Below are 24,666 nucleotides of genomic sequence, written 5' to 3'. Positions count from 1 at the left end.
TCGTCACTCTGATCGGTGGTATGCGTCACCCTTTGACGCACACCACCTGTTTCAACGTATGGACGATCTCCACCAGATCGGCCTGCGCGGCCATTACGGCTTCGATCGGCTTATAGGCCTTGGGCGTTTCGTCGATCACGCCCTCGTCCTTGCGGCATTCGACGCCGGCGGTGTCGGCGATATGCTCGTCGAGCGTCACCAGCTTCTTGGCCGCCGTCCGGCTCATCACCCGACCCGCGCCGTGGCTGCAGCTATCGAACGAGTCCGGGTTGCCCAAGCCCCGGACGATGAACGACTTGGCGCCCATCGATCCGGGGATGATCCCCATCACGCCCTTGGCCGCACGCACCGCCCCCTTGCGGGTCACCAGCACATTCTCGCCGAAGTGGTTTTCGCGCGTGACGTAGTTGTGGTGGCAGTTGACCGCCTCCAACTCCGCCTCGAACGGCTTGGCGATGACGCTGCGCAGGGCGGCGATGACGTTGGTCATCATCATCCGCCGGTTGAGCGCCGCATAATCCTGCGCCCAGCCGACCGCCTCGACATAATCGTCGAAATGGTCGGTCCCTTCCGGAAAGTACGCCAGATCCTCATCGGGCAGGTTCAGGTGCCATTTGCGCATGTCCTGCTTGGCCAGCTCGATGAAGAAACTGCCGATCGCATTGCCGACGCCGCGCGACCCCGAGTGCAGCATCACCCACACCCGCGCCTCTTCGTCGAGGCACAGTTCGATGAAGTGGTTGCCGGTGCCCAGCGTCCCCAGATGCACGAGGTTGTTCGTGTTCTTGAGCCGTGGGTGCTTCTCGCAGATCCGGTCGAAGCGCTGGACCAGCGTCGCCCAGGCCGAGACGATCGCAGGCGGCGGGCTGCCCCAGCTGCCATTGTCGCGCTTGCCCCGGCCGACGCTGCGGCCATGCGGCACCGCCTGCTCGATCGCCGAGCGGACGCCCTCCAGATGGTCGGGCAGATCGCTCGCCATCAGCGAGGTCCGCGCCGCCATCATGCCGCAGCCGATATCGACCCCGACCGCCGCCGGAATGACCGCGCCCTTGGTCGGGATCACCGAACCCACCGTCGCGCCGATACCGACATGGACGTCGGGCATGGCGGCGACATGCTTAAAGATGAACGGCATCTGCGCCGCCCGCGCCAATTGCGCCCGCGCGCCGTCCTCAACCGGCACGCCACGCGTCCAGGCCTTGATCGGCACGCCGCCGGGGACTTCGCTATATTCGTACGTCGTTGCGGTCATCATGACCTCCTGTAGATTTCGGTGCCGGCGACGAGGATTGGCGAGACGTTTCCGGGTTGCCCCGGGGCGGAGTCGAACCGCCTGAACCGATGTAGTCCCGCCGGCATTCGCCAGCTTGAATTGGGTCACGGCGACGAGGATTGACCGGACGTCTCCTGCTCTACCGCTGAGCTACCCGGCCGATGCCGAGGCGGGAGTCGAACCCGCGACACGGGGATTAGCAGTCCATGTAGTCCGGTCGGCATTCGCCGTTTTCAATTGGGCCGTGGCGACGAGAAGTGGCGAGACGTTGAGCGACCTTGAGCTACACTCCCATGGCGGGATTTGAACCCGCATCTCCCGGTTGCCCGGGCGCTCTACTCTCCGGTCTGTCCTGGGATGTAGTCCCGCCGGCATTCGCCACGGCCTTCCTTCAAACCTCCGTTTCGTTGATCATTTCGACCCAGTCGCGCGTCTGCCCCAGAGCGAAGCGTGCGATCGTGTCGAACACGGCGTCGGAGAACCCTCCGACATTCAATATCTCCGGCCGCCCGGTTGCCTGGGTGGTGCCGTGCGGCTGGATGTCGACACAGACGAGCCGAGCGTTCGGGTTGCGGCGTTTCAGCTGCTCCCACTCGCGCATCGTCGCCGTCGCACCGTGCCGCGTCGCATCGACCCAGGACTCATTGTCGGAGACGATGATGACCAGATCGACGCTCGCCCGCTCACGGTTCAGCCGGGCGAGCGGGGCCGACACCGTGGTGCCGCCCCCACCCACCGCCGCCAGCCGCGCCGCATTGACGGCGAGACGTGCATGGGGATCGAGCGCGAGGTCGACGACATCGACTTCGAACGGCATCACCCGTGCCCGACGGTTAGTGCGCAGCATCGCCGAGGCGACCAGCGCCGCCACATCGACGCACCGCACCGTCGTCGTCGCGCCCTTACGGTAACCGGTGACCGGCGACTGCATCGAGCCCGAGACGTCCGGACACACAACCACATTGCCCGCGACCACCGGCACTTTCGCCAGCGACGATTCAAGCGCCGTCTCCAGTGCTGCCTGCACCGCCAGCGGTACCCCATCTCCTGCTGATCGCAACGCGACCAGCAGTTGATAAGGCAGGACGCCCGGTGCCGGCTCAGCAAGCCGCGCCGCAACCGCCTCGGTCACCCCCGCTACACCGAACGCGCCATTGCGCGCCAACGTGTTAAGATTGATCCTCAACGCCTGCCACCCCATTCGCGTCGCCAGTTCTCCCCACTGCTCCGCGCTCAGCGGATAGGCGGTGAGCCATTCGAACGGCACCGGCGGCAGCGGCAACGCCGTGGCGCGCTTCCACGCCTCGAAGGCGGCGATCTCGGCCGGCAGCGCGGCGAGGTCGTACGGCTTGCCGATCAGCCAGCCGTAGAAGGCGCGTCGCGTCGCATCGGCCGGCTTGGGGTGAACCATGCGAACGATGTCGGCGAGGCTGGGGTCGTTACCCGTCGCCGCCGCCATCAGATCGCGCATCGACGCCCGCTCCAGCCATTGCGTCACCAGCCGCTTCGGTCGCGAGCCTAGCGACGTCCGCCCGACCTGTCCCGAACGCAGGATCTGCACATAGCTGCGCAGCATCCGCCCGGTGTCGATGACGCGGCCGAAAACCGGCACAGCCAGATCCGGGTCGGCAACCGTCAGATAAGCGGCGAGAAGCGCCGGCATATCCTTCATCGTTCCCGATCGGCGGGCGTAGACCGCAGCCCTTGCGACGAACGTCGGATCACAAGCCCGCGCCGCCGCCAGCGCCTCGTCAAGATGTTGGTCGGCGCCGGCATAGAAGCTGTCAGCCAGCGTGCCTGTCACGGCAAGCTGCGCAAGCTTGGCTTCCGGGCCGTAGGCATAGGCCGCCGCGCGCTCCCGGTTTACAGCGTCGACACGCGGCAGCAGCCTCGCCACGGCGCTTGCGAACAATCCCTTGTTGGCCATCGTCCAACTCCCTTCGAACACTGGTCAGGGCGACAGGATTCGAACCTGCGACATCCTGCTCCCAAAGCAGGCGCTCTACGCAGCCTGAGCTATGCCCTGTTTGCTTCGGGGGCGGCCGGCCCATTCCGACCGCCCCTGCCGCGCATCGGATCACTCGATACCATGTGATCCGATGCCACTAGCTTTGCGAAAGCCGTGCCAGTTCGACGCGACGAAGATCATAAGATCATAAAATCATGTAATTACAGCTTGTAAGACGATTTCCGCGATGAAGCGTCGAAGCGGAGGCATTACGCTTACGCTTGAACTAAACGATCGACGTGGATCGCCATTTATCTTACCGTATCAGAATGCGCCCTACTGTCGTTTTAGGTTTTCTCGGCTCTACCCTTGATGCGAGCAAGTTCGGCCCGTCGCGCTGGTCCAAGTGGCGACCGACGGTTGGCCTGACGATGCACGACGACCTGCGGGTCGACCGGCTGATCCTGCTGCACGGCACCCAGCATCAGCGGCTCGCGCACTATGTGGCGGAGGATATCGCCTCGGTGTCGCCGGAAACGCAGGTCGAGCCGCACATTCTCGATTTCGCCGACCCGTGGGACTTCGAGGAGGTGTACGGTAAGTTGCTCGACTTCGCGCGAGCCTATCCTTTCGATCCGGAAGCGGAGGATTACCTCGTCCACATTACCACCGGGACGCATGTTGCGCAGATCTGCCTCTTCCTGTTGAGCGAAGCCCATTATCTTCCTGGTCGCCTGCTTCAGACGCAGCCCAGCCGAAGCGGCGGCAGCGCAGCGGGACGCTGGAATGCGATCGACCTCGACCTATCGCGATACGACAGCATCGCCACGCGCTTCGCTGCGGACAGCGCAGAAAGCACCAGCTTCCTCAAATCGGGCATCGACACCCGCAACGCCGCCTTCAACGCCATGATCGACGAGATCGAACAGGTCGCGATCCGCAGCCGCGCGCCGCTGCTGCTGATGGGGCCGACCGGCGCAGGCAAGAGTCAGCTTGCGCGGCGCATCTACGAACTCAAGCGGGTCAAGCGTCAGGTGAAGGGGCCACTGGTCGAGGTGAATTGCGCGACGCTGAAGGGCGATGGCGCGATGTCGGCGCTGTTCGGCCACCGCAAGGGCGCCTTCACCGGCGCTGCCGCGGATCGTGCCGGGCTGCTGCGCACGGCGGACACCGGCGTGCTGTTCCTCGACGAGATCGGCGAACTCGGCCTTGACGAACAGGCGATGATTCTGCGTGCGATCGAGGACAAACGGTTCCTGCCGGTGGGCGCCGACCGCGAAGTCGAAAGCGACTTCCAACTGATTGCCGGTACCAATCGCGATCTTGCCGCCTGCGTGGCGGCGGGGACGTTCCGCGACGACCTGTATGCGCGACTCAATCTCTGGACCTTCGCGCTGCCCGGCCTTGCCGAGCGCCGCGAGGATATCGCGCCCAATCTCGACTATGAACTCGATCGCCATGCCGAGCGTGAGGGCGACCGCATCACCTTCAACAAGGAGGCACGCGACCGCTATCTCGGCTTCGCAACCAGTGCCGAGGCCCGCTGGCCCGGCAACTTCCGCGACCTCGCCGCCAGCGTGACACGGATGGCGACGTTTAGTCCGGCCGGGCGGATCAATCTCGACTGCGTCACCGCCGAGATCGCGCGCCTGCAGAGGCTGTGGCGAGGCGCAACGCCGGAAGCGGACGCGCTGGCGGCCCTGATGAACGCCGAGCGACTCGACGCGCTCGATCCCTTCGATCGTGTCCAGCTGGCGCACGTAGTCGAAACCTGCCGCGCCAGCCGCTCACTGTCCGACGCCGGCCGCACCCTGTTCGCCGCCTCACGCCGCCAGCGCACCTCCACCAACGACGCCGATCGCCTGCGCAAATATCTCGCGCGGTTCGATCTCAGCTGGGCGGACATCGCGGGTTAGCCGATCAGCACCGCTGCCGGCTGCATCACCGCAGCGCGCGTACCCGTCGCGCGGATCGCCAGACCCAGCCCAACCATGGCGGGCACGATCCACGTGGCGAAGTGCCCGCTCCCCGCCTCGCCGAACAGCCGGGCGATACCTTCCCGGGAGCCCAGCAAGGCCATCGTCGTCGCGCAGAAGCCCCAGCCCCCGCGCTCTATCCGCCGGTCATTCGCCAGGCCGGCGAGCGTCATCATCGCGGCGCAAAGCAGCGCCGCCGCCGACGCCCACCCTGCGAAGGGCAGCATTTTTGCCGCGGCCAGCGCTAGCGACCCCGCCGCCGTGATTGCCAGCGTCGCAAAGCGCGTATCGTCAGCTCGACCGGCCGCGCGCCATCCGCGCGCCGCCATGCCCACCGCCAGAGCGGCGCCGACCAAAGCCACGAAGCCGACATGATCGAATTGCAAGGCTGGCAGCACGCCGATGGCCACCGCGACGGCCGCTACCATGGGGGGCATCGACCGGCCGGGCAGGTGTGCGGCTATGATAAAACCCTAGCGGCATCCTCCGGCGCTGGAAGCCAGCACGTCGACCGCCTGCCGAACAAGCGATAGCGGTTACGGGCGATCCATCGGTAAGCCCGGTCGCGCAACCAGTTCGGCATCAAGCGGGCCACGCCCGCGACACGCCACGGCCACCCCAGGCCGGTATAGATTGCGATCACCGCGTCGCTGTCCCGCAGGACGTGTTCGCCATCGACGACCAGGATCGTGTCGGGATCGGTCGGGTCGATTCCGTGCCGACGGAACAGCGCCGCACCGGCTACACCCTGCATCGCCGCCAGTCGGAAACGGTGCCGGCGATCGTGGCGGAGGATGAACTGGGCATTGGCTGAGCACAGGACGCATTGCGCGTCGAACAGGATGATGGGGCCGTCAGTCATCGATCCGCTCCATCCGGCCGGTGTAGCGGATGATCCGGCCGAAGGGCCAGAGGTCGACGGGCACGTCGAAGACATAGCACCCGTCGTTTCCATGTTCGCGGGCGTGACAATGCGGGCGCAGGGTGGAAGGCAGCGGGACGCTGAGGAACCTGAAGCCGATCAGGTCCAACCGGAGTGCGCCGTCCTCCACCGACACGCGGAAGATGTTGGTCGCCATGCCCATCCGTTCGATCATCAACCCGTCGCGCTCGACGAGCGTGCTTTGGTAGCGACGTCCGGCGAAATCGCGGTGCCAGTGCTCGGCGCCACCGCGCCGCTCGAATTGCACCGTCACTGGAATGGCGGTCCCCGGCGCGGGGAGACGCATCATCAGGCAGAGCAGCCGGGCTAGCGGGTTCGGGTGCGTCTCGACCTGCGCTACGCCGCGCCAGCGCTGGTCGATCCGACTATCATGCGCATCGCGCAGCACGGGTGATAGGTCATTGATCGTGCTGCCGAGGAGACGACGGAACAGGACATGGGTCACCACACGAACTCCGGTTTGGTCACCATCAGCCAGAAGATGACGATCACCCCGATAAACGCCGGCCAGCCGAGCAGGAACCACATCCGCGACAGCTGGGAATAGCGCGCCGGTAGCGGCATGTCGGACGGGGTGGCGTCAGCGATGCGGCGCATCTGGATCTGGATGCCGACCACCGGCAACCAGCAGGCTCCGACCATCAGATAGAGCGCGATCGATGTCGCTAGCCAGCCGGTCGTCAGCTGAAAGCCCGCGAGTTGCGCGAGCCACACCCCGGTCACCGGCTGAACGATGACAGCGGGGGTCGTGAACAGCCAGTCGGCGAGGACGACGTTGCGATTGACCACCCGCCGCGCGCCCGCGTCGCCGGAGCGGTTCGCCATCCAGCCGTGAAAGGCGGTGCCTAGCCCGGTGCCGCACAACAAGGTCGAGCTGACGATACCGTCTCGCTCCGCCCGGTCATTGCGACCGCGCGTCGACGGGCGACCGGCTGTTCCTTCGTCAGAAGGCTGACCATCGTCACAACGGTTATAGGATTTGCGCTTGCGCGCGCCAAACGCAGCTTTCGCCGCCACCAATAGACGGCGCGGCGGCGGGTGACGTTCTCGATCGCTGGCATCAGGGACTGGCTCCATCGACTGGCGTCAGTTGACGCCACTGCGATGGTCGAAGTCCCGCTAAGTTACCGAAAACCGCAGATTTGGGTCCCCTTAGCTGGGGCAATCAGTGACTGTCTGGGGCGGCAGGACCGCCACGCCAGAATGTCCACCATCTAAGCGCTTGATTTATTCACAGAACGTCTGGGGCTCGTCGACCATTATAGCCGCACACCTGTCGCATGAAAAGGCGTCCCATCCGAAAACCTAACATGAAAACGGACGTAACGATCTGGCCCCCTGTTTTGCCTAGACAAAATTCAGCCTAAGAAGGAACTCGGAGCTATGCCCCGACCGTAGGCCGATGTCCGTATCCGAGATCATCGCCGATAGCGTTCGGTCGTTGCCGTCACTGGGGTGCCGCCGAGAAGCTAAGAATCCTCGAGGAGACGCTCAATGGTCGCCTGAGCATATCGGTCGTAGCGCGCCGCAATGACGTGGCACCGAACCTGCCTTACCGCTAGCGACGATCAATGCCGGAAGGCGGGAGCGTCGCGGTCGCCGGCGACCATGACGTGCGCACCCTTCCCTAGCGCGAGGACGCTATCATCGAAGGCGACCAGCCCAGTCGCCCCCGATCGATAGTCGGCCGTTTCGCATTCTAATCACTCAAGCGCGTAAACGTAATAGGTAACGTCATCTTCGGTCCGCGTCCCTTCCAAAACAAGACGCTGGACCCGCTTGCCTACTTCCGAGGCGATCGACACCTGGCCCCCGCCGACAAGGTCGAGCACGCGGTTCCGACCGAATGTAATGAAGCCGTCTCCGTTGGAGTCGTAGATCGGTCGCGTGGTAAGCAACTCGTCGTCGCGGCCGAAATCGGTGATGCGGTCGAGGCCGGTAGCTTCCAACGTATCGAAGACGAAGATGTCCGCCCCCGCACCACCGGTCATCGTGTCGTTGCCGCTGCCGCCGACCATCCGGTCGCTGCCGTTTCCGCCGGTCAGCACGTCGTTGTCCGCGCCGCCGAACAACCTGTCGTCGCCCGCTCCGCCGACGAGCCGGTCGTCGCCGCCCAGACCGAAGACGTCCCAGCCCGCGTCTGACGGCGCCTCGAACACGTCGCCACTATCGCTAAGTGTCTCCTCCGGCCCAGTCGCTTCGTCAACGTCGGTGATCGCGATCGTGAGCGCCTCCTCGAACGACAACCCGTCGTCGTCGGTCACGCGCACGACCACCTGATGCGAGGCCGCCGTCTCGTAGTCGAGTGCCGCACCGGCGGCGATGACCAGGCGGCCGTCTTCAATGCCGAAGCGCCCGCCCGCATCATCCACCAAGAGGAAGGTGAGCGTGCCGCCATCAGGATCGGTCGCCGAGAGCGTGCCGATGACCGCTCCCGCGGCAGCATCCTCCGCCACACTGGCCGAAGACAGCGCGATATCGGTCGGCGCCTGGCCCTCGGGCTCGGGTTCGGCCGCGACCGCCAGCGTGAAGCGCTGCTGCGCGCTCGCCCCCGCGGTGTCGGTGGCGACGACGACGATCTCCCATTCCCCGCTGTCGCCGTCCGCGGGCATGCCCGAGAAGGTACGGGTCGCGGAGTCGAAGGCGAGCCATGCTGGCAGCGCTGCGCCGTTGGCGAGACGTGCGACATGGATCAATGTGTCGCCCGCATCCGCGTCGGTGAACAGCCCCGCCGCCAACGTCAGCGCGAACGCCTGCCCGGCACGGACGTCCTGATCGGCGATGTTGCCTGCCGTGGCCGGCGCATTGTCGACCAGGATCGCCGCGGTCGACGGGACGAACAGCGCATCACTGGCAAGCGCGTTGCCGGCCTTGTCGGTCAGCGTCGCGCCGCCGAGCGTCAGCTTCGACGCGATGACGATGCCATCGACGTCGAAGTCGCCGGCCTTCACGACATGACGGAAGACGAGCGTGTCCGTGCCGGTGCCCGCCGCATAGCCCGCCGTGATGGCGCGGTCGCCGATTGTCAGCGCGATCCCGGGTGCGCCCTGGCCAGCGACCAGCACCGCTTCGGTGAAGCGGACCGCGATCTCGATCGTGTCGCCGGTGCCGTAGCGGCCTGCTGCAGGCGGGGTCAGCGCCGCGACCGCAGGCACGAGCACGTCCGGGCGCACCGCCTCGGCCGCGACCTGTTGCACGAGGTCCGGGGTGGCCGGTGCCGCCTCTAGGTTGCCGACATGGTCGCGGGCGCGAGTGTAGAAGGCATAGCGATGCCCCGGCTCGCCGTCGAACACCGCCTCGCTCGCCTCGGTCGCGCCGAGCCACAGGCGATAGGCGCCGCCATTATCAGAGACGTAGACGTCGAAATTGCGGATCGCCGCTCCCTCGTCGGTCCCGCCCCAGCGCACAGTGAAGCGCGCGTCCTTTCTCTCGGCGTTTTCTGGCACGACCTCGACCGCGCTTTCCGGCGCGTCGGCGTCGAGCGTGTTGAAGATGACGGGGGTGTCGATCGGCTCCTGCGTCGAGAAGACGATCGTCGCGCCCGCCTCCACGACCGTGCCGGTCGCGACGTCGCGGTCGGGGCGGACGGTGTAGTTGACGAAGCCCTCGCCGGTTCCCTTGTCCACGTTGGGCGGCAGGAAGCCGACGCGCGGATCCTCGGGGATCTCACCCGTTTCCGGGTCGATCGTCGTCAGCGTCCAGAACGCCTCACCCGTCGCCACGTCGATCCCGGCGATGACGTCGAGCAGGAAGCCGTGGCTGGCGACGAAGTCGAGCCGGTCGGTGTAGAAGGACGCGTTGTCGGGCACGTCGATGACGATGTCACCCCAGCCGAAGTCGCCTAGGCGGAAGGTGCGCGGGTCGAGATCGCCGTCGAGCGGCAGCGTGATCGTTACCTGCTGCGCCGGGGCGGTGGCGGTGTCGACGTTCTCGAACCGCACAGTGTAGGGCAGCGCCTCGGTGGCGGCGACCCAGTGATCGTCGCCATGGCCCTTGGGACCGAGGATGTCGTTGGGGTCGCGCGGGGCTACGACGGGGATGTCCTTCTGGACGACGGGATCGTCATCATCATAGCCGCCGGTCCAGGCATCCAAGACAGTCTTCGCTGCCTGGGTTAGCTGAAGCGCATTCCCCAGCGCCTCGAAGTTCTTTCCGTAATAAGAAGGCAGATACTTGGTGAGGTTCGCTGGCGTAACGAGCATTCCGGCGAGATCGATCGCCATATCGGCGGCTTTAAAGATCCGACGGGAGTTCGCGTTCCAGCCGAGATCGGCGAAATCGCCGTAGAGCGCCGCCCCTTCCCTTTCTTGAAGAGCGTTTCCAAGGTTGTAGCTGTTTGCGCCGATCCCGTAGAGCGACTTCACGACGAGGGCCGTACCGATGCCGATCGCGAGCGGGCCACCGACCGCGACTGCGCCGGTGAGAAGTGCTGCGCCCCCAACGACGCCCAGCACGCCGGTCAGGATGCCGGTGCTGGAGTTTAGGACGTCGGGTGCCTTCGTCGACCCGGGCAGCCAGCGGATCAGCCCTTCGGGGTCGATGAAATTGACAGGATCGTTAACGACATAAGCATTGACATTCACGCCGCCAGCGACGCCGAGTGGATCCGTTTGAGTGAAGCGGCCGTGCTGCGCATCGTAATAGCGCGCGCGCATCTGCAGCAGTCCGCTGCCATCGCCCTGCACGCCGAATTGTCCGACGTAGCCGAACGGGTCGCTTGCCCCCGCCGCCGACAGCGTCTCGCCGAACGGCAAGTAGGACGCGCGGCTGCCATAGGCCCCGTCCGCGTTCGTCAGCCCCGTGGTCGAGCCGATCGCATCGAAGTCGTAATAGCGCGCACCGCCCGCCCCAGAGGTCGCTTCCAGCCCCAGCCCGTGGACGTAGCGCGCGCTCGATGCGCCATACGCACCGACCACGTTGCCCAGACCCAGCGGGTCGAACTGGAACTCGGTCCGCTCGCCGTTGAGGGTGCTCGCGATGCGGTTGCCGAGCGCGTCGTACTCGTAGCGCCACTCGTCGTCGCCCGTCTTCACCGAGACCAGCCGGTTCTCGCTGTCGTAGGCGTAGGTCGTCACCGCCTCGCCCACGGTCCTGGACAGCATGTTGCCGTCCTTGTCGTAGGTGAAGTTCGTGCCGCCGGCGGTGACGTATTGGTTGAGGTCGTTGGCGGCATATTGCTCGCTCACGCCGTCGTCGGTCACCGTCGTACGATTGCCCGCCGCGTCGTAGCGATATTCGATGTGGCGCCCGCCGGGCAGCGTCACGCCGGTGAGCTGGCCGATCGCGTCATATTCGTAGTCGGTCGTGCCATCGAGCGTGGTCACGCTCGTGCGGCGGCCCATGTCGTCGTAGGTGTAGTCGAAGCGCGAGTTGACGCTGTCGTCGGCACGGTGGTTGACGAGGCTGACGAGCTGCCCCGCCGCATCGTAATCGTAGGTCGTATAGGTGCCGTTGCCGTTGTCGCCGCGCGACAGCCGCCCGATTGCATCGTAGTTGTAGGCGGCGATGCGCGCGTCGTTCTCGTCGGTCAGTTCGGCGAGGCGACCCTTCGCGTCGTAGCCGTAATGCACCTCGCGCCCGTCCTGGTCAGTCATTGAGGCACGGCGCCCCGCGGCGTCATATTCGTAGGCGAGGAAGCGGCCATCGCCGTCCGTCACCTTGGCGAGGCGGCCCGCCGCGTCATAGGCGTAGGTGGTGCCGCTGTCGGCATCCTCGGCGAGGATCAGGCGGCCCCCGGCATCGTAGCCGAAGCTCGCCGTGCTGCCGTCGGCGAAGGTCTTGCCCGTCAGGCGCCCCGCCTCGTCGAAGGCGAAGGTGGTGGCCTGCCCGCGGCGGTTAGTCGCCTCCGCAAGACGTCCCTTCGCGTCATAGGCATAGGCCTCGAACGAGCCATCCGCGTAGGTAATTCGCGTCAGGTTGCCGCGATCGTCATAGTCATAGCCGATCGGATTGCCGTTGCCGTCCGCGACCGCCGTCAGACGACCCGACAGCGCGTCGTGGTCGAACCGCACGGTGTTGCCGAGCGCGTCGAGCACTTCGACCAGACGCCCGGCGTCATCGTGTTCGAAGCTCCCGGTCGTCCCGTCCGGATTGACGATTCCCACCAGCCGGCCATCGGCGTCGTGACGCATCTGGATGACGCGGCCGAGCGCATCCTCGACCTGTGCGACGAGGCCGTTATCGTCGGTTAGCACGCGGGTCGCCCGGCTTTGTGCGTCGGTGATCGTCACGCCGCCGCGATCGTCATAGGCGTAGGTGACACGCTCCGCGCCGCCCGCCAGGCTCTCGCCGGCAAGGCGACCGCGTTCGTCATATTCGAACACGCGCGTCGCGCCGTCCAAGCCGGTCACGCGATAGACGCTGCCGCGTGCCGGACCCTCGGTGATATAGTCGAAGCGCGTCGTGCCCGCCGGGGTGGTGACGCGGTTCAGATACTCGCCGGTCGCGTCATAGCCGTAGCTGTCGATGCGCCCGCTCTCGTCGGTGACCGACGTCAGGCGTCCGCGCGCGTCATAGGCGAAGTCGAGCGTCGCGCCGTCACTGCCTGCGACCTTCGTCAGCAGCCCCTTGGCATAGGTCGCGCTCAGCGTGTTGCCGTTGGCGTCGACCAGCGTCGTGAAGCGCCCGTCGCTACCGAATTCGATGCGGGTACCGTCCGGCATCGCCAGCTCGAACCGGCCGCCGTCGACCGCCAGCGTCGCGCCGTCGCGGTCCACGAAGCCGCCCTTGCCGTCGTGCTCGAAGCGCATCGCGGCGTCGCCCATGCGGACGACGACGTCGCCGTCCGCCTGCCGCATCGCCGCGATGTCCCAGGCGAACTCGCGGCTGCGGCCGAGCACGCCCGGCACCGCGGCGTCGAGCAGGCTGCCGTTCACCGTCGCCTCGTTCAGCGCCATGCCGAACAGCCGCGCGACGTCGCCGGTGCGCCCTTCCAGCAGGTCGAGGCGGCTGGCATATTCGGCCAGCGCGGCGCCATATTCCCCGGCCGTGTCGCCGAGCGTGGCGGTCAGGTTAGACAGCACCTGTGCCCAAGCGGCGTCGGCCATACTGACCGAGCGCGCGTCGGCGAGCAAAGTGGCCCAGTCCATCGGCGTGTCGGCGTCGAGCGCGGAGACACCGAGCCGGATCGTTCCCGCCCCGGTGAAGTCGGCGGTAATGGTGAGCTGGAAGCTGCCCTCCGCCCCCGGCGGCAGCACGCCCGCCGGCCCGGCGGCATTGATGCCGAGGAGCTGCATCGACGTGCCGCCGAAGTCGGCGTCGCCCGGCAGCTTCAGCTTGGCGTTGCCCGACACCTGCAGCAGCGGGGCGGCGACGTCGGTCTCGCCCTCGTTGCGGTAATAGACGCGGACGGTGCCGGTCTGTCCGGGGCGGAGCGCCGGCGGCGTCTCGATGCCGTAGACCACCTGACCCTCGGGCTTGGAATTGACGGTGAAGCCGTCCTCCAACACCGCGACCGACGCGCCATCGCCGAGCTTCACGTCATAGGCGCCGGTGGAAAGCCCGCGCAGGTCGAAGGTCGCCCAGACCTCGGTCGCGCTCTTCCACAGGACCGCGCTCGCCGCGCGCTCGGTGCCGGCCGCGTCGACCAGCGCCGCCGCGGTCGCGGTGGTGAGCTGCGCGCCCTCGATCTTGATCGTCACGTGCCCGCGGTTGCTGCCGCTATCGGTGGCGATGTCGGTAATCTCGAAGCCCAACACGTCGGCGGTGACGGCGTAGTCGGTCGTGAAGCCGACGTCATTGTACGCCATGACGTAATAGGTGCCTGCGCGCGTATTGGGCACGATGATCGCCTGATCGGGGGCGTCCGCGGTGTCGAAGCGGAAATCGGCACCCGACCGGCTCGGCAGTTCACCGTAGCTGACGAAGAGCTCACTGCGACCGAAGTCCGACGCGCTGTCGAAGGCGACACGCAGTGTCTCGCCCGCGTCGACCTCGACCTTGTAATAAACCGTCTGGCGATGCTCCAGCCGCCCGGTGTCGGGCGTGCCGAGGATCAGCTCCTCGACGCTGATTTTCACCGAATCGACACTAGCGGAGACGTTGTTGGTCTCGTCCGTCTCCGGCATCTGGTTGCGCACGTCGGTGCGCACGATGATGTGATAGTCGCCGCTTAGCACGCCCGGAAGCTGGCCGGTGACGGTGTTAGTGTAGGAGGCGCCGGTCGCTAGCGATCCGCTGCCGGTGGCGCGCGCGAACAGGAGGTCGCTCGCGTCCCATTTGTCGTCGCGCGAAAGATAGACGTTGTCCTGCCACTGGCCGATCGCGGTGGAGCCGCTCTGGTTCGAGACGTGGTAGGTGATCGCGATCGCGGCCCCGGGCAGCCCCTCACCCGGCACGGTGACGACGCCGGCGACCAAGTCAACCGGCGCGGGCAGGCTGATGTCGATGCGCCGCGCGCTGACGCTGACGTTGTTCGCCTCACCGCCGCGCTCGTAGATGGCGTTGCCGCTGTCAGCGACGCTAAGCACGTAATAGCGCCCGCCAAGCCCCGCCGCGACCTTGAAGGTCTGCGTCCCATCGACCGTCGCGCCGGTCGCCAGCACCGTCGTCATGTCGACATGACCAAGGTAGATGTCGCTGGTCCGGTCGAGCACGGTGTCGCGCGACAGGTAGAAGGCCTGATACCCGCGCGCCGGCGCGTCGGCCGCACCCTTGTTGGCGAGGCTCCAGTCGATCGTGAGCAATTGCCCCGCGACCGCCTTTTCCGGCCCGGAGACGCTGGTGACGAGGAGGTCCGGGGTCGCCCCTGCGGCGATGTCGATCGTTGCGGCGGCGGCGCGGGCGTTGTTGTCCTCTGCCGTCTCGGCGACGCTGCCGCCCGCGTCGGATTGGACGAAGACAGTGTAGCGGCCGGCGAGCTCGACCGGCAGCTTAACCGCCACCTTCTCGATGTAGGAGGCATCCTTCTCGAGCCCGGACGCGCGATACACGCTGCCCACGACAACGTCGTCGGTATTGCCGAGCACGTCGTCGCCGGAGAGCACGATCCGGTCGGTCCATCCTCCCAGCGTGACGCGTGCGTCGGCGGCGTTGGTGATGGTGTAGTGAATCTCGGTCAGCCCCCCCGACGTCGCCGTCGCGTCAGCATCCACTTTGGTCACGCGCAAGTCCGGCCGCTGCACCGGAGCCACGTCGATCGTGGTCGCCCCGCCGATCCCGAGATGAACCTGCCGATAGTTGTTGCCCTCGGCCGTTTCCTCGAACACCTGACGGCTGCCATCGGTGACGACGAACAGGCGATAGGCGCCCGCCACGTCCTGCGGCAGCACCAGCTGCTGCTTGCCGACGTAGCTCTCGCCCGGGTTCAGCACGCCGGCGTGCCCGAAGGTGGCGATCACGCGGTCGTCGCCGTTCCCCAGCACCTCGTCGCGCGACAGGACGACATAGTCCTGCCAGTCGGTGACGATGCTGTCCCCCGTCCCCTGGTTGCGGACCGACCATTCGAGCAGCAGCGGCGTTCCCGCCCGCGCCTCGCCCGATACCGCCGCGGCGGTGACGACGAGGTCCGCGGGGCGCGAGACGATATCGAAGCCGGCGGAGGCGGCGACGTTGTTGTCGCGGTTCAGCTCGAACACCGCCCTCTCGCCGTCAGCGACGCCGATGACATGCCATGTCCCCTCGATCCCGACCGGCAGGATCAGCGACACCTTGCCGCCATAGGCGTCGCCCGGCTGGACGGTCGACCAGCGCCCGACCTGCGTCAGCAGCGTGTCGGTGCCGTCGAGGACGGTATCGCGCGACAGGTAGAAACGGTCGTACCAGCCGCCCGCATTGGGGGCGGTGGCGCCGGCGTTCAGCACCGAATAGTCGAGCGTGACCGCATGCCCCGCGACCGCCTCGCCGTTAAACGTGAGCTTTTCCATCTCCAGATCGGGCGGCGGGGTCAGCCGCACGCGCGTCGGCGCGCTGTCGAACGACAGGTTATTCGAATCGTAGACGTCGTTGAGCCAGGACGAGGGCGTGATGCGGACGAAGAAGTAATAGTCGCCCGAAATCCCTTCCGGCAGCGTCACGTTGATCGCGGCCGTGACCGCGTCCTCGCCGCCCGGCGCGGGCTTGTCGCCGGCGAGTTCGTAATAGCGCCCGGCCAGCGACGTGCCGCTGACGCGGTAGCTGTTCCCGGCGGCGTCCTTGGCGACGTACGAATAATTGCGATAGACGTCGTGCAGGATGAAGTAGCTGATGTCGCGTGAGGTCGTCTGGAGCAGGCGGTCGCCGGCATCCAGCGTCGCGTCGGTCGACATGAAGACCTGTTCGACCCATTCGGGCGCGGCCCCCATTGTCGTGCGCGTGACGACCCGGATCGTGTTCTCGTCCGACCGGCCGCCGAAGGTGCCATTGAAATGAGTGAGGATATCACGAACCGAGCCATGGCCGCTCGACGACGACCAAAAGGTGTAGCCGCCCAGTTGCGCGGCCTCGCCGTCCGCCACCACGCCGTCACCGACGTTCACGACCTTCACCGTGATCGGCAGGCGCTGGCCCGAGAAACCCTGGTCGGGCGCGGCGACGCTCGCGACTTTAAGGTCGGGCCGCTCGCTTAGCGGAATTGGATCGATCGTCAGCGCGCTGCTGGCCGCGACGTTGTCGTCCTCATGCGTCAACTCCGGCAACTGGCCGTAGCGATCGGTTTGGACGAGGATGCGGTACTTGCCTTGAAGGTTCGCCGGGAGCCGCACGGTCGAGCTCCCCTGGTAGGCTTCGCCCGGCGCCAGATAGGCTGGGTTCATGACGTCGCCGAGCTGGATGTCGCCGGCACCGACCTTATCGTCTTCTGACAGCCAGATGCCGTCGTACCAATAAGCCGCCGACGTCGGCGCATCGCCCGTATTGGTGACGGTCCAGCGCACCTCCACCTCGCGCCCAGCGAAGGCGCTTTCCGCGGTGGTGACATCGGACACGATGAGATTGGGCACCTGAGCCGCCGCCACCTCGATCGCCGCGGAGACGCCGGTATTGTCCTCCTCGCCCGACACGCCCTCGGCGATGCGGCCGCCCGCATCAGTCATTACGACGAAACGGTAAGCACCCTCCACCGCCAGCGGCAACGTGACGGCGTGGACGCGACCTACGGTGCCGTTCGCTGCGATCGACGCGTCGGTTGACAGCGAAGCGAGCAGATGGTCGAGTCCGGGCGTATTCGGATCGTCGAGGTAGACGTTGTCGACCCACCCCCCGGCGAATGCGGCGTTCTCGCGATTGGCGACGGTCCATTCGAGGTCGACGGTGCGACCCGCCTCCAGCTCGGTCACGCCAACCGCGACCTGCGTCACGGCGAAGTCGGCGACCACGTCATTCAGGCTTATGATCAGCGTATTCTCGACGCTGGTGCCCGCGGTGTCGGTCGCGCGCACGCGCAGGCGATGGCTGGTCGCGGCCTCGTAGTCGAGGCTCGCGCCATCGGCGACCTCGATCCGGTCCCCGACGAGCCTGAACCGGCCGCCGGCATCGTCGACCAGCGTGAAGGTATAGGTGCCGGTCGCGTCGGTGCCCGTTGCGGCAAGGGTGCCGACGAGACGGCCGCCGGGCGCATTCTCGTCCACTTTCGCGCTGGTGATCTGCACGGTGACTCCGGCCGCCGGCGGGGTGACTTGCGGCGAGAAATTCTCCGCCGTCAGGTTGGCCGGATCGACATCGCGCAACCGTACCAGCGACTGCCACATGCCGCCCGTTCCGCGAGCGTCCCAGTCCATCTGGACCAGCGTGTCTTCGCCATCGGCGAGCAGCCGCAGATGCCCGGTCGCGAACGGGTTCTGCTCCGTCACGAAGCCGGCGAGGTAGGCGAAGATACTGGAAAGGTCGAGCACGTCGCCGCCCGCGCCAGTCGTGAAATCGGTGACGATGTCGGTGCGAAGGTTGGTCGCCGAATAGCGCGCGTCGTAGCCGTACAGCCCGTAGGTGTCGCGGCCTTCGCCGCCCGTCAGCGTGTCGACGCCGCCTAGACCGCCCGAATAACCGACCATGTCGAAACGGTCGTTGCCACCGCCGCCGTTTAAGACGTTGGTGCCGGAATAATCATAGAAGTAATCGTCGCCCGCCCCCCCTGTAAGTCGGTCGTCCCCCTCCACGCCATCGAGATAGTCGGCCCCTTCGCCACCATCGAGCACGTCGTTGCCCGCATCGCCGATCAGCGTGTCGTTGCCGCCGAGGCCGCTGATCGTGTCGGAGTCGAAGGTGCCGGTGAGGTAATTGTTGCTGGCGTCGCCCACGATCGTCGCACCGACGCCATCGAACGACCAGCCAGGGTTGATATTCGCGGCCGTCAGCGACGAAGGCGCTACCTTCTCCAGCCGGACCAGCGTGCGCCACACCCCATTGCTACTGCCATCGACGTTCGCTTCCAACAGCGTGTCTGCGCCGACCGCCCGCATGCGCAGGTGGCCGCTGACGAACGGGTTGGTGCCGTAGCTATAGTTAAGAAGATAATTGTGGATGTCGGTCAGTGACAGCATGTCGCCGTCCTTGCCGGTCGCGAAGTCGCTGATGGTGTCCGCCGCCAGCGTCGTCGGATTGTACCTCAGATCATAGGTCGAGATCTGATAGGTGTCGCGCCCCTCCCCACCAGTGAAGCGGTCCGAACCGCCGCGCTCGCCGCCTTCGGCTACCGCCGAGAAGGTGTCGGCGCCCGCCCCGCCGTCGAAGGTGTTGAGGCCAATGACGTCGTAGAAGGTATCGGCCCCGTCGCCTCCGCTAAGCCGGTCGTCGCCCTCGCCGCCCCATAGCACATCGATCCCGTCGCCACCCTCAAGGGTATCGTTCCCGGCATCGCCGTAGAGAAGGTCGTTGCCTCCGAGCCCCTGAATGAGGTCGGCGTTGGCGGTGCCGCTCAGCGTGTTGCCGCCAGCATCGCCGACAAGCGTGATGCCGCGGCCGTCCGGCGACCAGTTGGGCGAGAAATTATTGTGGTCGAGCGTTCCCGGCGCGATGTCCTGCAACCGCACTAGAGTGGCCCAACCGGCGGTGCCGGTGCCGTCCCAGTCGACCTGAACCAGCGTGTCGGCCCCGTCCGCGGTCAGGCGCACATGGCCTGACAGGAAGGGATTGTCGCCGGCGCGGAAGTTGGTGAATTGCGCAACGGCATTGGCCAGGTCGAGGATGTCGCCGCTGGCGCCGGCCGCAAAATCAGTGATGATGTCCGTTTTGACCGACGCGAGCGAATAGCGCGCGGTCGAGGCGTCGACGCGGTAGGTGTCGCGCCCCGCGCCGCCGGTTATCGTATCTACGCCGGCCGGCTCGCCGCTGTTGCTGAACCCGACGCCGCCGAACGTGTCGTCACCGGCGCCGCCCTTCAGGACATTAGCGCCCTGATAGTCCCAAAGCGTGTCGTTGCCGTCGCCGCCGTCGATAGTGTCGTCGCCCGCGCCGCCCTCGATAACGTCGGCACCCGCACCGCCCTCCAGCATGTCGTTGCCGCCGTAGCCATAGAGGTAGTCGTTGCCGCCCATGCCCTGCAGCGTGTCAGTTCCCGCCGTGCCGTACAGAAATTCAGAGGCGTCGGTCCCCACTACCGTCTTGCCACGGCCGTCCGGCGACCATCCTTGCGTAAAATTGTCATAGTTCAGCGCAGTGGGCGCAAGGCCCTGCAACCGCACCATCGTCGACCAGCCGGCGCTGCCGGTTCCGTCCCAGTCGACTTGAACGAGGGTGTCGTCGCCGTCCGCAACCAAGCGAACATGACCGGTGAGGAAGGGATTGTCGCCGTAGGTGTAGTTCGCAAGGTAAGATGCGGTATAAGCGAGGTCGAGCATGTCGCCGTCCACGCCCGCCTTGAAATCGGTGATTACGTCCGCCCGGGCCGACGTGGGCGAATAGCGCGCGTCGTAAGAATAGAGCCGATAGGTATCACGCCCCGCGCCGCCGGTTAGCGTATCGACGCCCGGTGCATAGCCGCCGCTGTAGCCGACATAGTTGAACGTGTCGTCGCCGGCTCCGCCGCCGAGTACGTTCGTTCCCTGATATTCGACGAGCGCGTCGTTGCCGTCGCCGCCGTCGAGCGTGTCGTTGCCGGATCCGCCATCGAGATAGTCGGCGCCCGCGCCACCTTCCAGCTTGTCGTTGCCGCTTTGACCGTAGAGGTAGTCATTGCCGCCCAGCCCGCGTAGGACGTCGTCGTTCACCGATCCGTTGAGGTTATCGGCGTTCTCGGTCCCCTCCAGCGTGACGCCGCGACCGTCGGGCGACCAGCCTTGCGAGAAATTGTTGGCGTCGAGCGCCGTGGGTGCGACGCCCTTCAGCCGCAGGATCGTAGCCCAGCCCGCGATGCCGGTGCCGTCCCAGTCGATTTGTACCAGCGTATCGTCGCCGTCCGCGCCCAGCCGCAGGTGGCCGCTGAGGAAGGGATTGGCGGCGGCGATGTAGTTCGCCAGATAGCTGACGACGTTCGCTAGGTCGATGCGGTCGCCGCCCGCGCCGGCCAAGAAGTCTGTGACGATGTCCACCTTTAGCGTGCCGATGGAATAGCGAAGGTCGTAGGCGTTGACCGCATAAGTATCTCGCCCGGCACCGCCGGTGAGCGTGTCGACCCCGGCGGTTGATGATCCGCCGTAACCGACATTGTAAAAGACGTCGTCCCCGGCGCCCCCGCTCTGCGCGTTCGCCCCTTGGTAGTCGTAAAAATAATCGCCGTCGTCGCCGCCCTCCAAAGTGTCGTCGCCCCGCCCGCCGTCGAGATTGTCGGCGCCGGCGCCGCCCTCCAGCTTGTCGTTGCCATCGAGGCCGTACAGACCGTCGCTGCCGCCAAGCCCCTGGATCAGGTCGTCGTTGCCGGTGCCGGAAAGGTATTCGCCGCTCGCGGTGCCCACTATCGTCACCCCGGTTCCATCGGGCGACCAATCGGGGGTGAAGTTCTGGTAGGTCAGCGCGGTCGGCTCGACCCCCTGCAGCCGCACGACGGTCGCCCAGCCGGCCGTGCCGGTGCCGTCCCAGTCCACCTGAACAAGCGTGTCCGCCCCGTCCGATTGCAGGCGGACGTGATTGCTCAGGAACGGGTTCTCACCGACGCGATACCCGGTGAGATAAGTGACAACGCCGCTCAGATCGAGCAGGTCGCCGCCGGCGCCCGCCTTGAAATCGGTCACCGTGTCGGCGGTCTGCGTCGCCGGCGAGTAACGCACGTCGTAGGAATGGAGCCGGAAGGTATCGCGCCCGTCCCCGCCGGTCATCACATTGCGATAGGCGCCGGTATAGCCGTAGATACTGCGGCCGAAGACGTCGTCGCCCGCGCCGCCGATCAACGTGTTGTTGCCGCCCGAATCGTAGATCTGGTCGTTGCCCTCGCCGCCGTCCAGCATGTCGTCGCCGCGCCCACCCTCGAGGTAGTCGGCGCCCGCCCCGCCCTCGACCTTGTCGTCGCCGTCCTGCCCGTACAGATAGTCGCTGCCGCCAAGCCCCAGGATGACGTCGTCGTTCGCAGTACCAACCAGCGAATTGGCAGTGTCGTCGCCGACGATCGTCGCGCCAGTGCCATCCACCGACCAGTCGGGAGCAAAATTCGCCGCCACCAACGCTGTGGATGCTACGCCGCGCAGCCGCGCCAGCGTTGTCCAGCTGCCCGAGGTCCCGCTGCCGTCCCAGTCGACCTGGACCAGCGTGTCGCCATTCTGATCGACGACGCGCAGGTGGCCGCTGACGAAGGGGTTCTTGCCTGCTTCGTAATTAGTAAGATAGCCGACGACGCTGCCCAACAACAGGATGTCACCGCCCGCCCCGGCGGTGAAATCGGTGATGACGTCCGCCCGGACCAGCGTCGGCGCATAGCGCGCTGTATAGGCATGGATGTCGTAGGTGTCGCGACCTTCACCGCCGGTCAGCGTGTCTGATCCAGTCGTTCCGGTATCTCCGCCGAAGCCCAGATAGTAGAATGTGTCATCGCCCGCCCCGCCGTGAACGATGTTCTTCCCCTGGTAGTCGTAGAGGAAGTCGTTCCCTTCGCCGCCCATTAGCGTGTCATCGCCGACCCCGCCGTCGAGACTGTCGTTGCCCGCGCCGCCCTCCAGCAGGTCGTCGCCAGCCTCACCCAGCAGCCGATCGTTGCCGTCGCTGCCGTCGAGCACGTCATCACCGCCGCGGCCCGAAATCTGGTCGTCGCCGCCCAAGCCATCAATCGTATCCCCCGCCGCGGTGCCGATCAAGATATCGCCATTCTCGGTTCCCTCCTGCGGGTCGCCGTCCTCGAACGGCGAGAAGGCGGGGAAGAAATTGTCTGCCGTCAACTGCGCAGGTGCGATCCCGGCAAGACGCAGGATGGCGACGGCGCCGGCGTCCTCGTTGGCGGGATCCGGCGTGATCATCACCAGCGTGTCCTCGCCGTCCGCGATCAGCTGAATGTAGCCGGTCGCGAACGGATCGCTGTCCGCCTCATACCCTTGCGCCTGCCAGGCGAGGAAAGACGCTAGGTCAATAACGTCGCCCTCCGCGCCCGCTGCGAAGTCGGTCACCACGTCGGGATCAGATTCGTATGCTTCCTGCCGATCCGCGTCGACGTAGATCCGATAGGTGTCGCGTCCCGCGCCGCCCGTCATCGTGGCGACGCTGTCAGGCGACCAGTAATCAGTGAAACCGATGTATTCGAACGTGTCGTTGCCGGCGCCGCCATCGATCACGTTGTCGCCGGTGTAATCGACGAAAATATCGTCGCCGTCGCCCCCGCTCAGCCGATCATCGCCGATCCCGCCGTCGAGACGATCGTTGCCGGCCCCGCCGTCGAGCCCGTCGTCACCCACGTCACCGCGCAACGTGTCATCGCCGCCGAGCCCCGACAGCGTGTCGTCGTCGCCGGCGCCCGCCAGCAGATCGGCGGTGTCGGTGCCGGTCAGCGTCAGACCGACGCCGTCTTGCGAGAAGGAGGGATAGAAATTCGCCGCAACGAAGCTGTCGGGCGAGACGCCGATGAGGCGTACCAGCGACTGCCAGCGCGCAGCTTCGCCGCCCGCGTCGATGTCGAGCTGAAGCAGCGTATCCTGGCCGTCGGCCACCAGGCGAAGGTGGCCAGAGGCGAAGGGATTATCCCAGCGCTCGTAATCCTGCAGCGTGGAGCCGGAAAGGCCGGATATGTCGAGGACGTCGCCGCCGACGCCGGTCGTGAAATCGGTAATGATGTCGAGGCTGACTACCGTTTCGGTTTCGTCCGCGTCGTAGTGATATATAACGAAACGGTCGCGTCCGTCCCCGCCGGTCACGATATCCACGTTGCCCGAGACGCCGCGGCCGTATCCGATGCCATAAATATAGTCGTCGCCAGCGCCGCCGTTAATCGTGTTGCTGCCGCTGTAGTCGCCCAGATAATCGGCGCCTTCGCCGCCGTTCAGCACGTCGTCTCCGCCGTCGCCGAAGAGATCGTCGGTGCCGCCGCCGCCGCTAAGCACGTCGTCCTCGGCAGAACCGCGTAGGACGTCGTAGCCGTCACCACCCTCGATCGTCACCCCCGCGCCGGTGGGGGAGAAGGCAGGCTGGAAATTCACGTGGGTCACCGTGGTGGCGTCGACGTTCTCCAGCAGCGCCAGCACCGTCCATTCGCCCGCGTCCCCGGCGCCGTCCCAATCATATTCGACAAGTGTGTGCTCGCCATCCTGCACGAGCCGCACGTACCCCTTAGCGAAGGGATTAGTGCCAGCTTCATAGCCACTCGCAGTGGAGAGCAGACTGTGAATATCGAGTATGTCGCCATAAGTGCCACTCTCGAACCCGCGCAGCACTTGGACCAGAACGTTCTCGCGAGCGTAGCGCGCCGCATAGCCATCGAGGGAGATTGACTCGCTTTCGCCCTCGAGCAAATCCCGCCCATCATCTTCGGTGGCGGAAGCCAGTTCGGCATCACCATACGCCGCCTGCTCACGCGAATACTCACCGCCCATCGCCGTCATGTAATACCCCCCGGAAATCGGACGCGCTGATCGCCCTCCGATGAACGTCCCCAGCAAAATTTAACCTGTTACTTAGATTTCTTGAATACAGTAACGTCCAGATACGTGCGAATACTCCAAACATAGTACATGCTAACGGAAGTGAGGCCCTAGGTGTTCAGTCCCGGCATCTGGTGGATCGGGTCGACGATGAATCGGTCTGGCTCTGACGTCCAGATCTTGGTGATGTATTCGTAGGGTGTGAGCCCGCTAAGCGTCTTGAGCCGGCGGGCAAAGTTGTAGGCGGCCATGAAGTCGGCGAGGTGCGTCCGAAGCTGGTCGTGGTTCTCGTAGTGGAAGCGTTTGACGGTCGCCTCCTTGATGGTCCGGTTCATCCGTTCGACCTGCCCGTTGGTCCACGGATGGTTCGGCTTGGTGAGCCGGTGCTCGATGTCGTTGGCCTCGCAGATCATGTCGAAGCGCATCTGGCGGGACCAGGCGGTGTTGCGGTTGCGGAGCTGCTCGGCGAACTGGATGCCGTAGCACATTGGGAAGCGCTGGTTCGGGAGCCGCTATGGCCCTGATGAAGACAAGGCCGCGTAGCGGCCGCAGACTTCATCAGGGCAAGCCATGGCCGGTCAGCAGGTATCTAAAGTGAGGTTGTCGAGACAACACTTTGGAGGCCG

At 65.9% G+C, this 24,666-nt stretch carries 8 protein-coding genes, 1 tRNA gene and 2 pseudogenes; 2 read left to right on the top strand and 9 right to left on the bottom strand.

Annotation, left to right across the window (positions count from 1 at the left end):
* Positions 1-25 precede the first annotated feature (25 nt).
* The 3 genes from ACZ1JS_RS01610 to ACZ1JS_RS01600 form a co-directional block, all read right to left on the bottom strand.
* Positions 26-1,252, bottom strand: coding sequence for an RtcB family protein (locus ACZ1JS_RS01610; protein WP_465167415.1), 1,227 nt, complete (start codon positions 1,250-1,252; stop codon positions 26-28).
* 412 nt (positions 1,253-1,664) lie between these two features.
* Positions 1,665-3,200 carry a vWA domain-containing protein gene (locus tag ACZ1JS_RS01605; protein ID WP_465167414.1) on the bottom strand — a complete coding sequence of 512 codons (1,536 nt, stop codon included), beginning with the start codon at positions 3,198-3,200 and terminating at the stop codon, positions 1,665-1,667.
* Positions 3,201-3,221: 21 nt separating this feature from the next.
* Positions 3,222-3,299: transfer RNA gene (locus tag ACZ1JS_RS01600), tRNA-Pro, on the bottom strand.
* 251 nt (positions 3,300-3,550) lie between these two features.
* On the opposite strand from ACZ1JS_RS01600, the gene rtcR reads away from it, so the two are divergent.
* On the top strand, positions 3,551-5,137 hold the full coding sequence (gene rtcR / locus ACZ1JS_RS01595; protein ID WP_465167413.1) for an RNA repair transcriptional activator RtcR: 1,587 nt from the start codon (positions 3,551-3,553) through the stop codon (positions 5,135-5,137).
* On the opposite strand, the gene ACZ1JS_RS01590 is transcribed toward rtcR, so the two are convergent.
* From ACZ1JS_RS01590 to ACZ1JS_RS01575, 4 genes are read right to left on the bottom strand one after another with little or no spacing between them, the layout of a single operon-like run.
* Complete coding sequence (locus ACZ1JS_RS01590; RefSeq protein WP_465167412.1) at positions 5,134-5,625, bottom strand: hypothetical protein; 492 nt, start codon at positions 5,623-5,625, stop codon at positions 5,134-5,136. The two genes, rtcR and ACZ1JS_RS01590, sit on opposite strands and share 4 nt — an antisense overlap.
* A 32-nt stretch (positions 5,626-5,657) precedes the next feature.
* Complete coding sequence (locus ACZ1JS_RS01585; RefSeq protein ID WP_465167411.1) at positions 5,658-6,059, bottom strand: thiol-disulfide oxidoreductase DCC family protein; 402 nt, start codon at positions 6,057-6,059, stop codon at positions 5,658-5,660.
* Entirely contained in the window at positions 6,052-6,528 is a 477-nt protein-coding gene (locus ACZ1JS_RS01580) for a DUF4166 domain-containing protein (RefSeq protein WP_465167410.1), read from the bottom strand. Before ACZ1JS_RS01580 ends, ACZ1JS_RS01585 begins: the two co-directional genes overlap by 8 nt.
* 53 nt (positions 6,529-6,581) lie before the next feature.
* On the bottom strand, positions 6,582-6,965 hold the full coding sequence (locus ACZ1JS_RS01575) for a DUF2269 family protein (RefSeq protein ID WP_465167409.1): 384 nt from the start codon (positions 6,963-6,965) through the stop codon (positions 6,582-6,584).
* Between the two features lie 577 nt (positions 6,966-7,542).
* On the opposite strand from ACZ1JS_RS01575, the pseudogene ACZ1JS_RS01570 reads away from it, so the two are divergent.
* Positions 7,543-7,699, top strand: a pseudogene (locus ACZ1JS_RS01570) (transposase); the annotation flags it as partial.
* Positions 7,700-7,843: 144 nt separating this feature from the next.
* Here ACZ1JS_RS01570 and ACZ1JS_RS01565 read toward each other — a convergent pair.
* Positions 7,844-24,001, bottom strand: coding sequence for a CARDB domain-containing protein (locus ACZ1JS_RS01565; RefSeq protein ID WP_465167408.1), 16,158 nt, complete (start codon positions 23,999-24,001; stop codon positions 7,844-7,846).
* 149 nt (positions 24,002-24,150) lie between these two features.
* Positions 24,151-24,519: pseudogene (locus ACZ1JS_RS01560) on the bottom strand (integrase core domain-containing protein); the annotation flags it as partial.
* Between the last annotated feature and the right edge of the window lie 147 nt (positions 24,520-24,666).

It is taken from the genome of Sphingomonas sp. BL-S-05 (genome assembly GCF_055521695.1).
This window is presented reverse-complemented; position numbering and strand designations above follow the sequence as displayed.

What these genes read in the sequence shown, in the direction of transcription:
- ACZ1JS_RS01610 (WP_465167415.1), bottom strand. Translation starts at nt 1,252, where the DNA reads ATGACCGCAACGACGTACGAATATAGCGAAGTCCCCGGCGGCGTGCCG.
- ACZ1JS_RS01605 (WP_465167414.1), bottom strand. Translation starts at nt 3,200, where the DNA reads ATGGCCAACAAGGGATTGTTCGCAAGCGCCGTGGCGAGGCTGCTGCCG.
- rtcR (WP_465167413.1), top strand. Translation starts at nt 3,551, where the DNA reads ATGCGCCCTACTGTCGTTTTAGGTTTTCTCGGCTCTACCCTTGATGCG.
- ACZ1JS_RS01590 (WP_465167412.1), bottom strand. Translation starts at nt 5,625, where the DNA reads ATGGTAGCGGCCGTCGCGGTGGCCATCGGCGTGCTGCCAGCCTTGCAA.
- ACZ1JS_RS01585 (WP_465167411.1), bottom strand. Translation starts at nt 6,059, where the DNA reads ATGACTGACGGCCCCATCATCCTGTTCGACGCGCAATGCGTCCTGTGC.
- ACZ1JS_RS01575 (WP_465167409.1), bottom strand. Translation starts at nt 6,965, where the DNA reads ATGGCGAACCGCTCCGGCGACGCGGGCGCGCGGCGGGTGGTCAATCGC.
- ACZ1JS_RS01565 (WP_465167408.1), bottom strand. Translation starts at nt 24,001, where the DNA reads ATGACGGCGATGGGCGGTGAGTATTCGCGTGAGCAGGCGGCGTATGGT.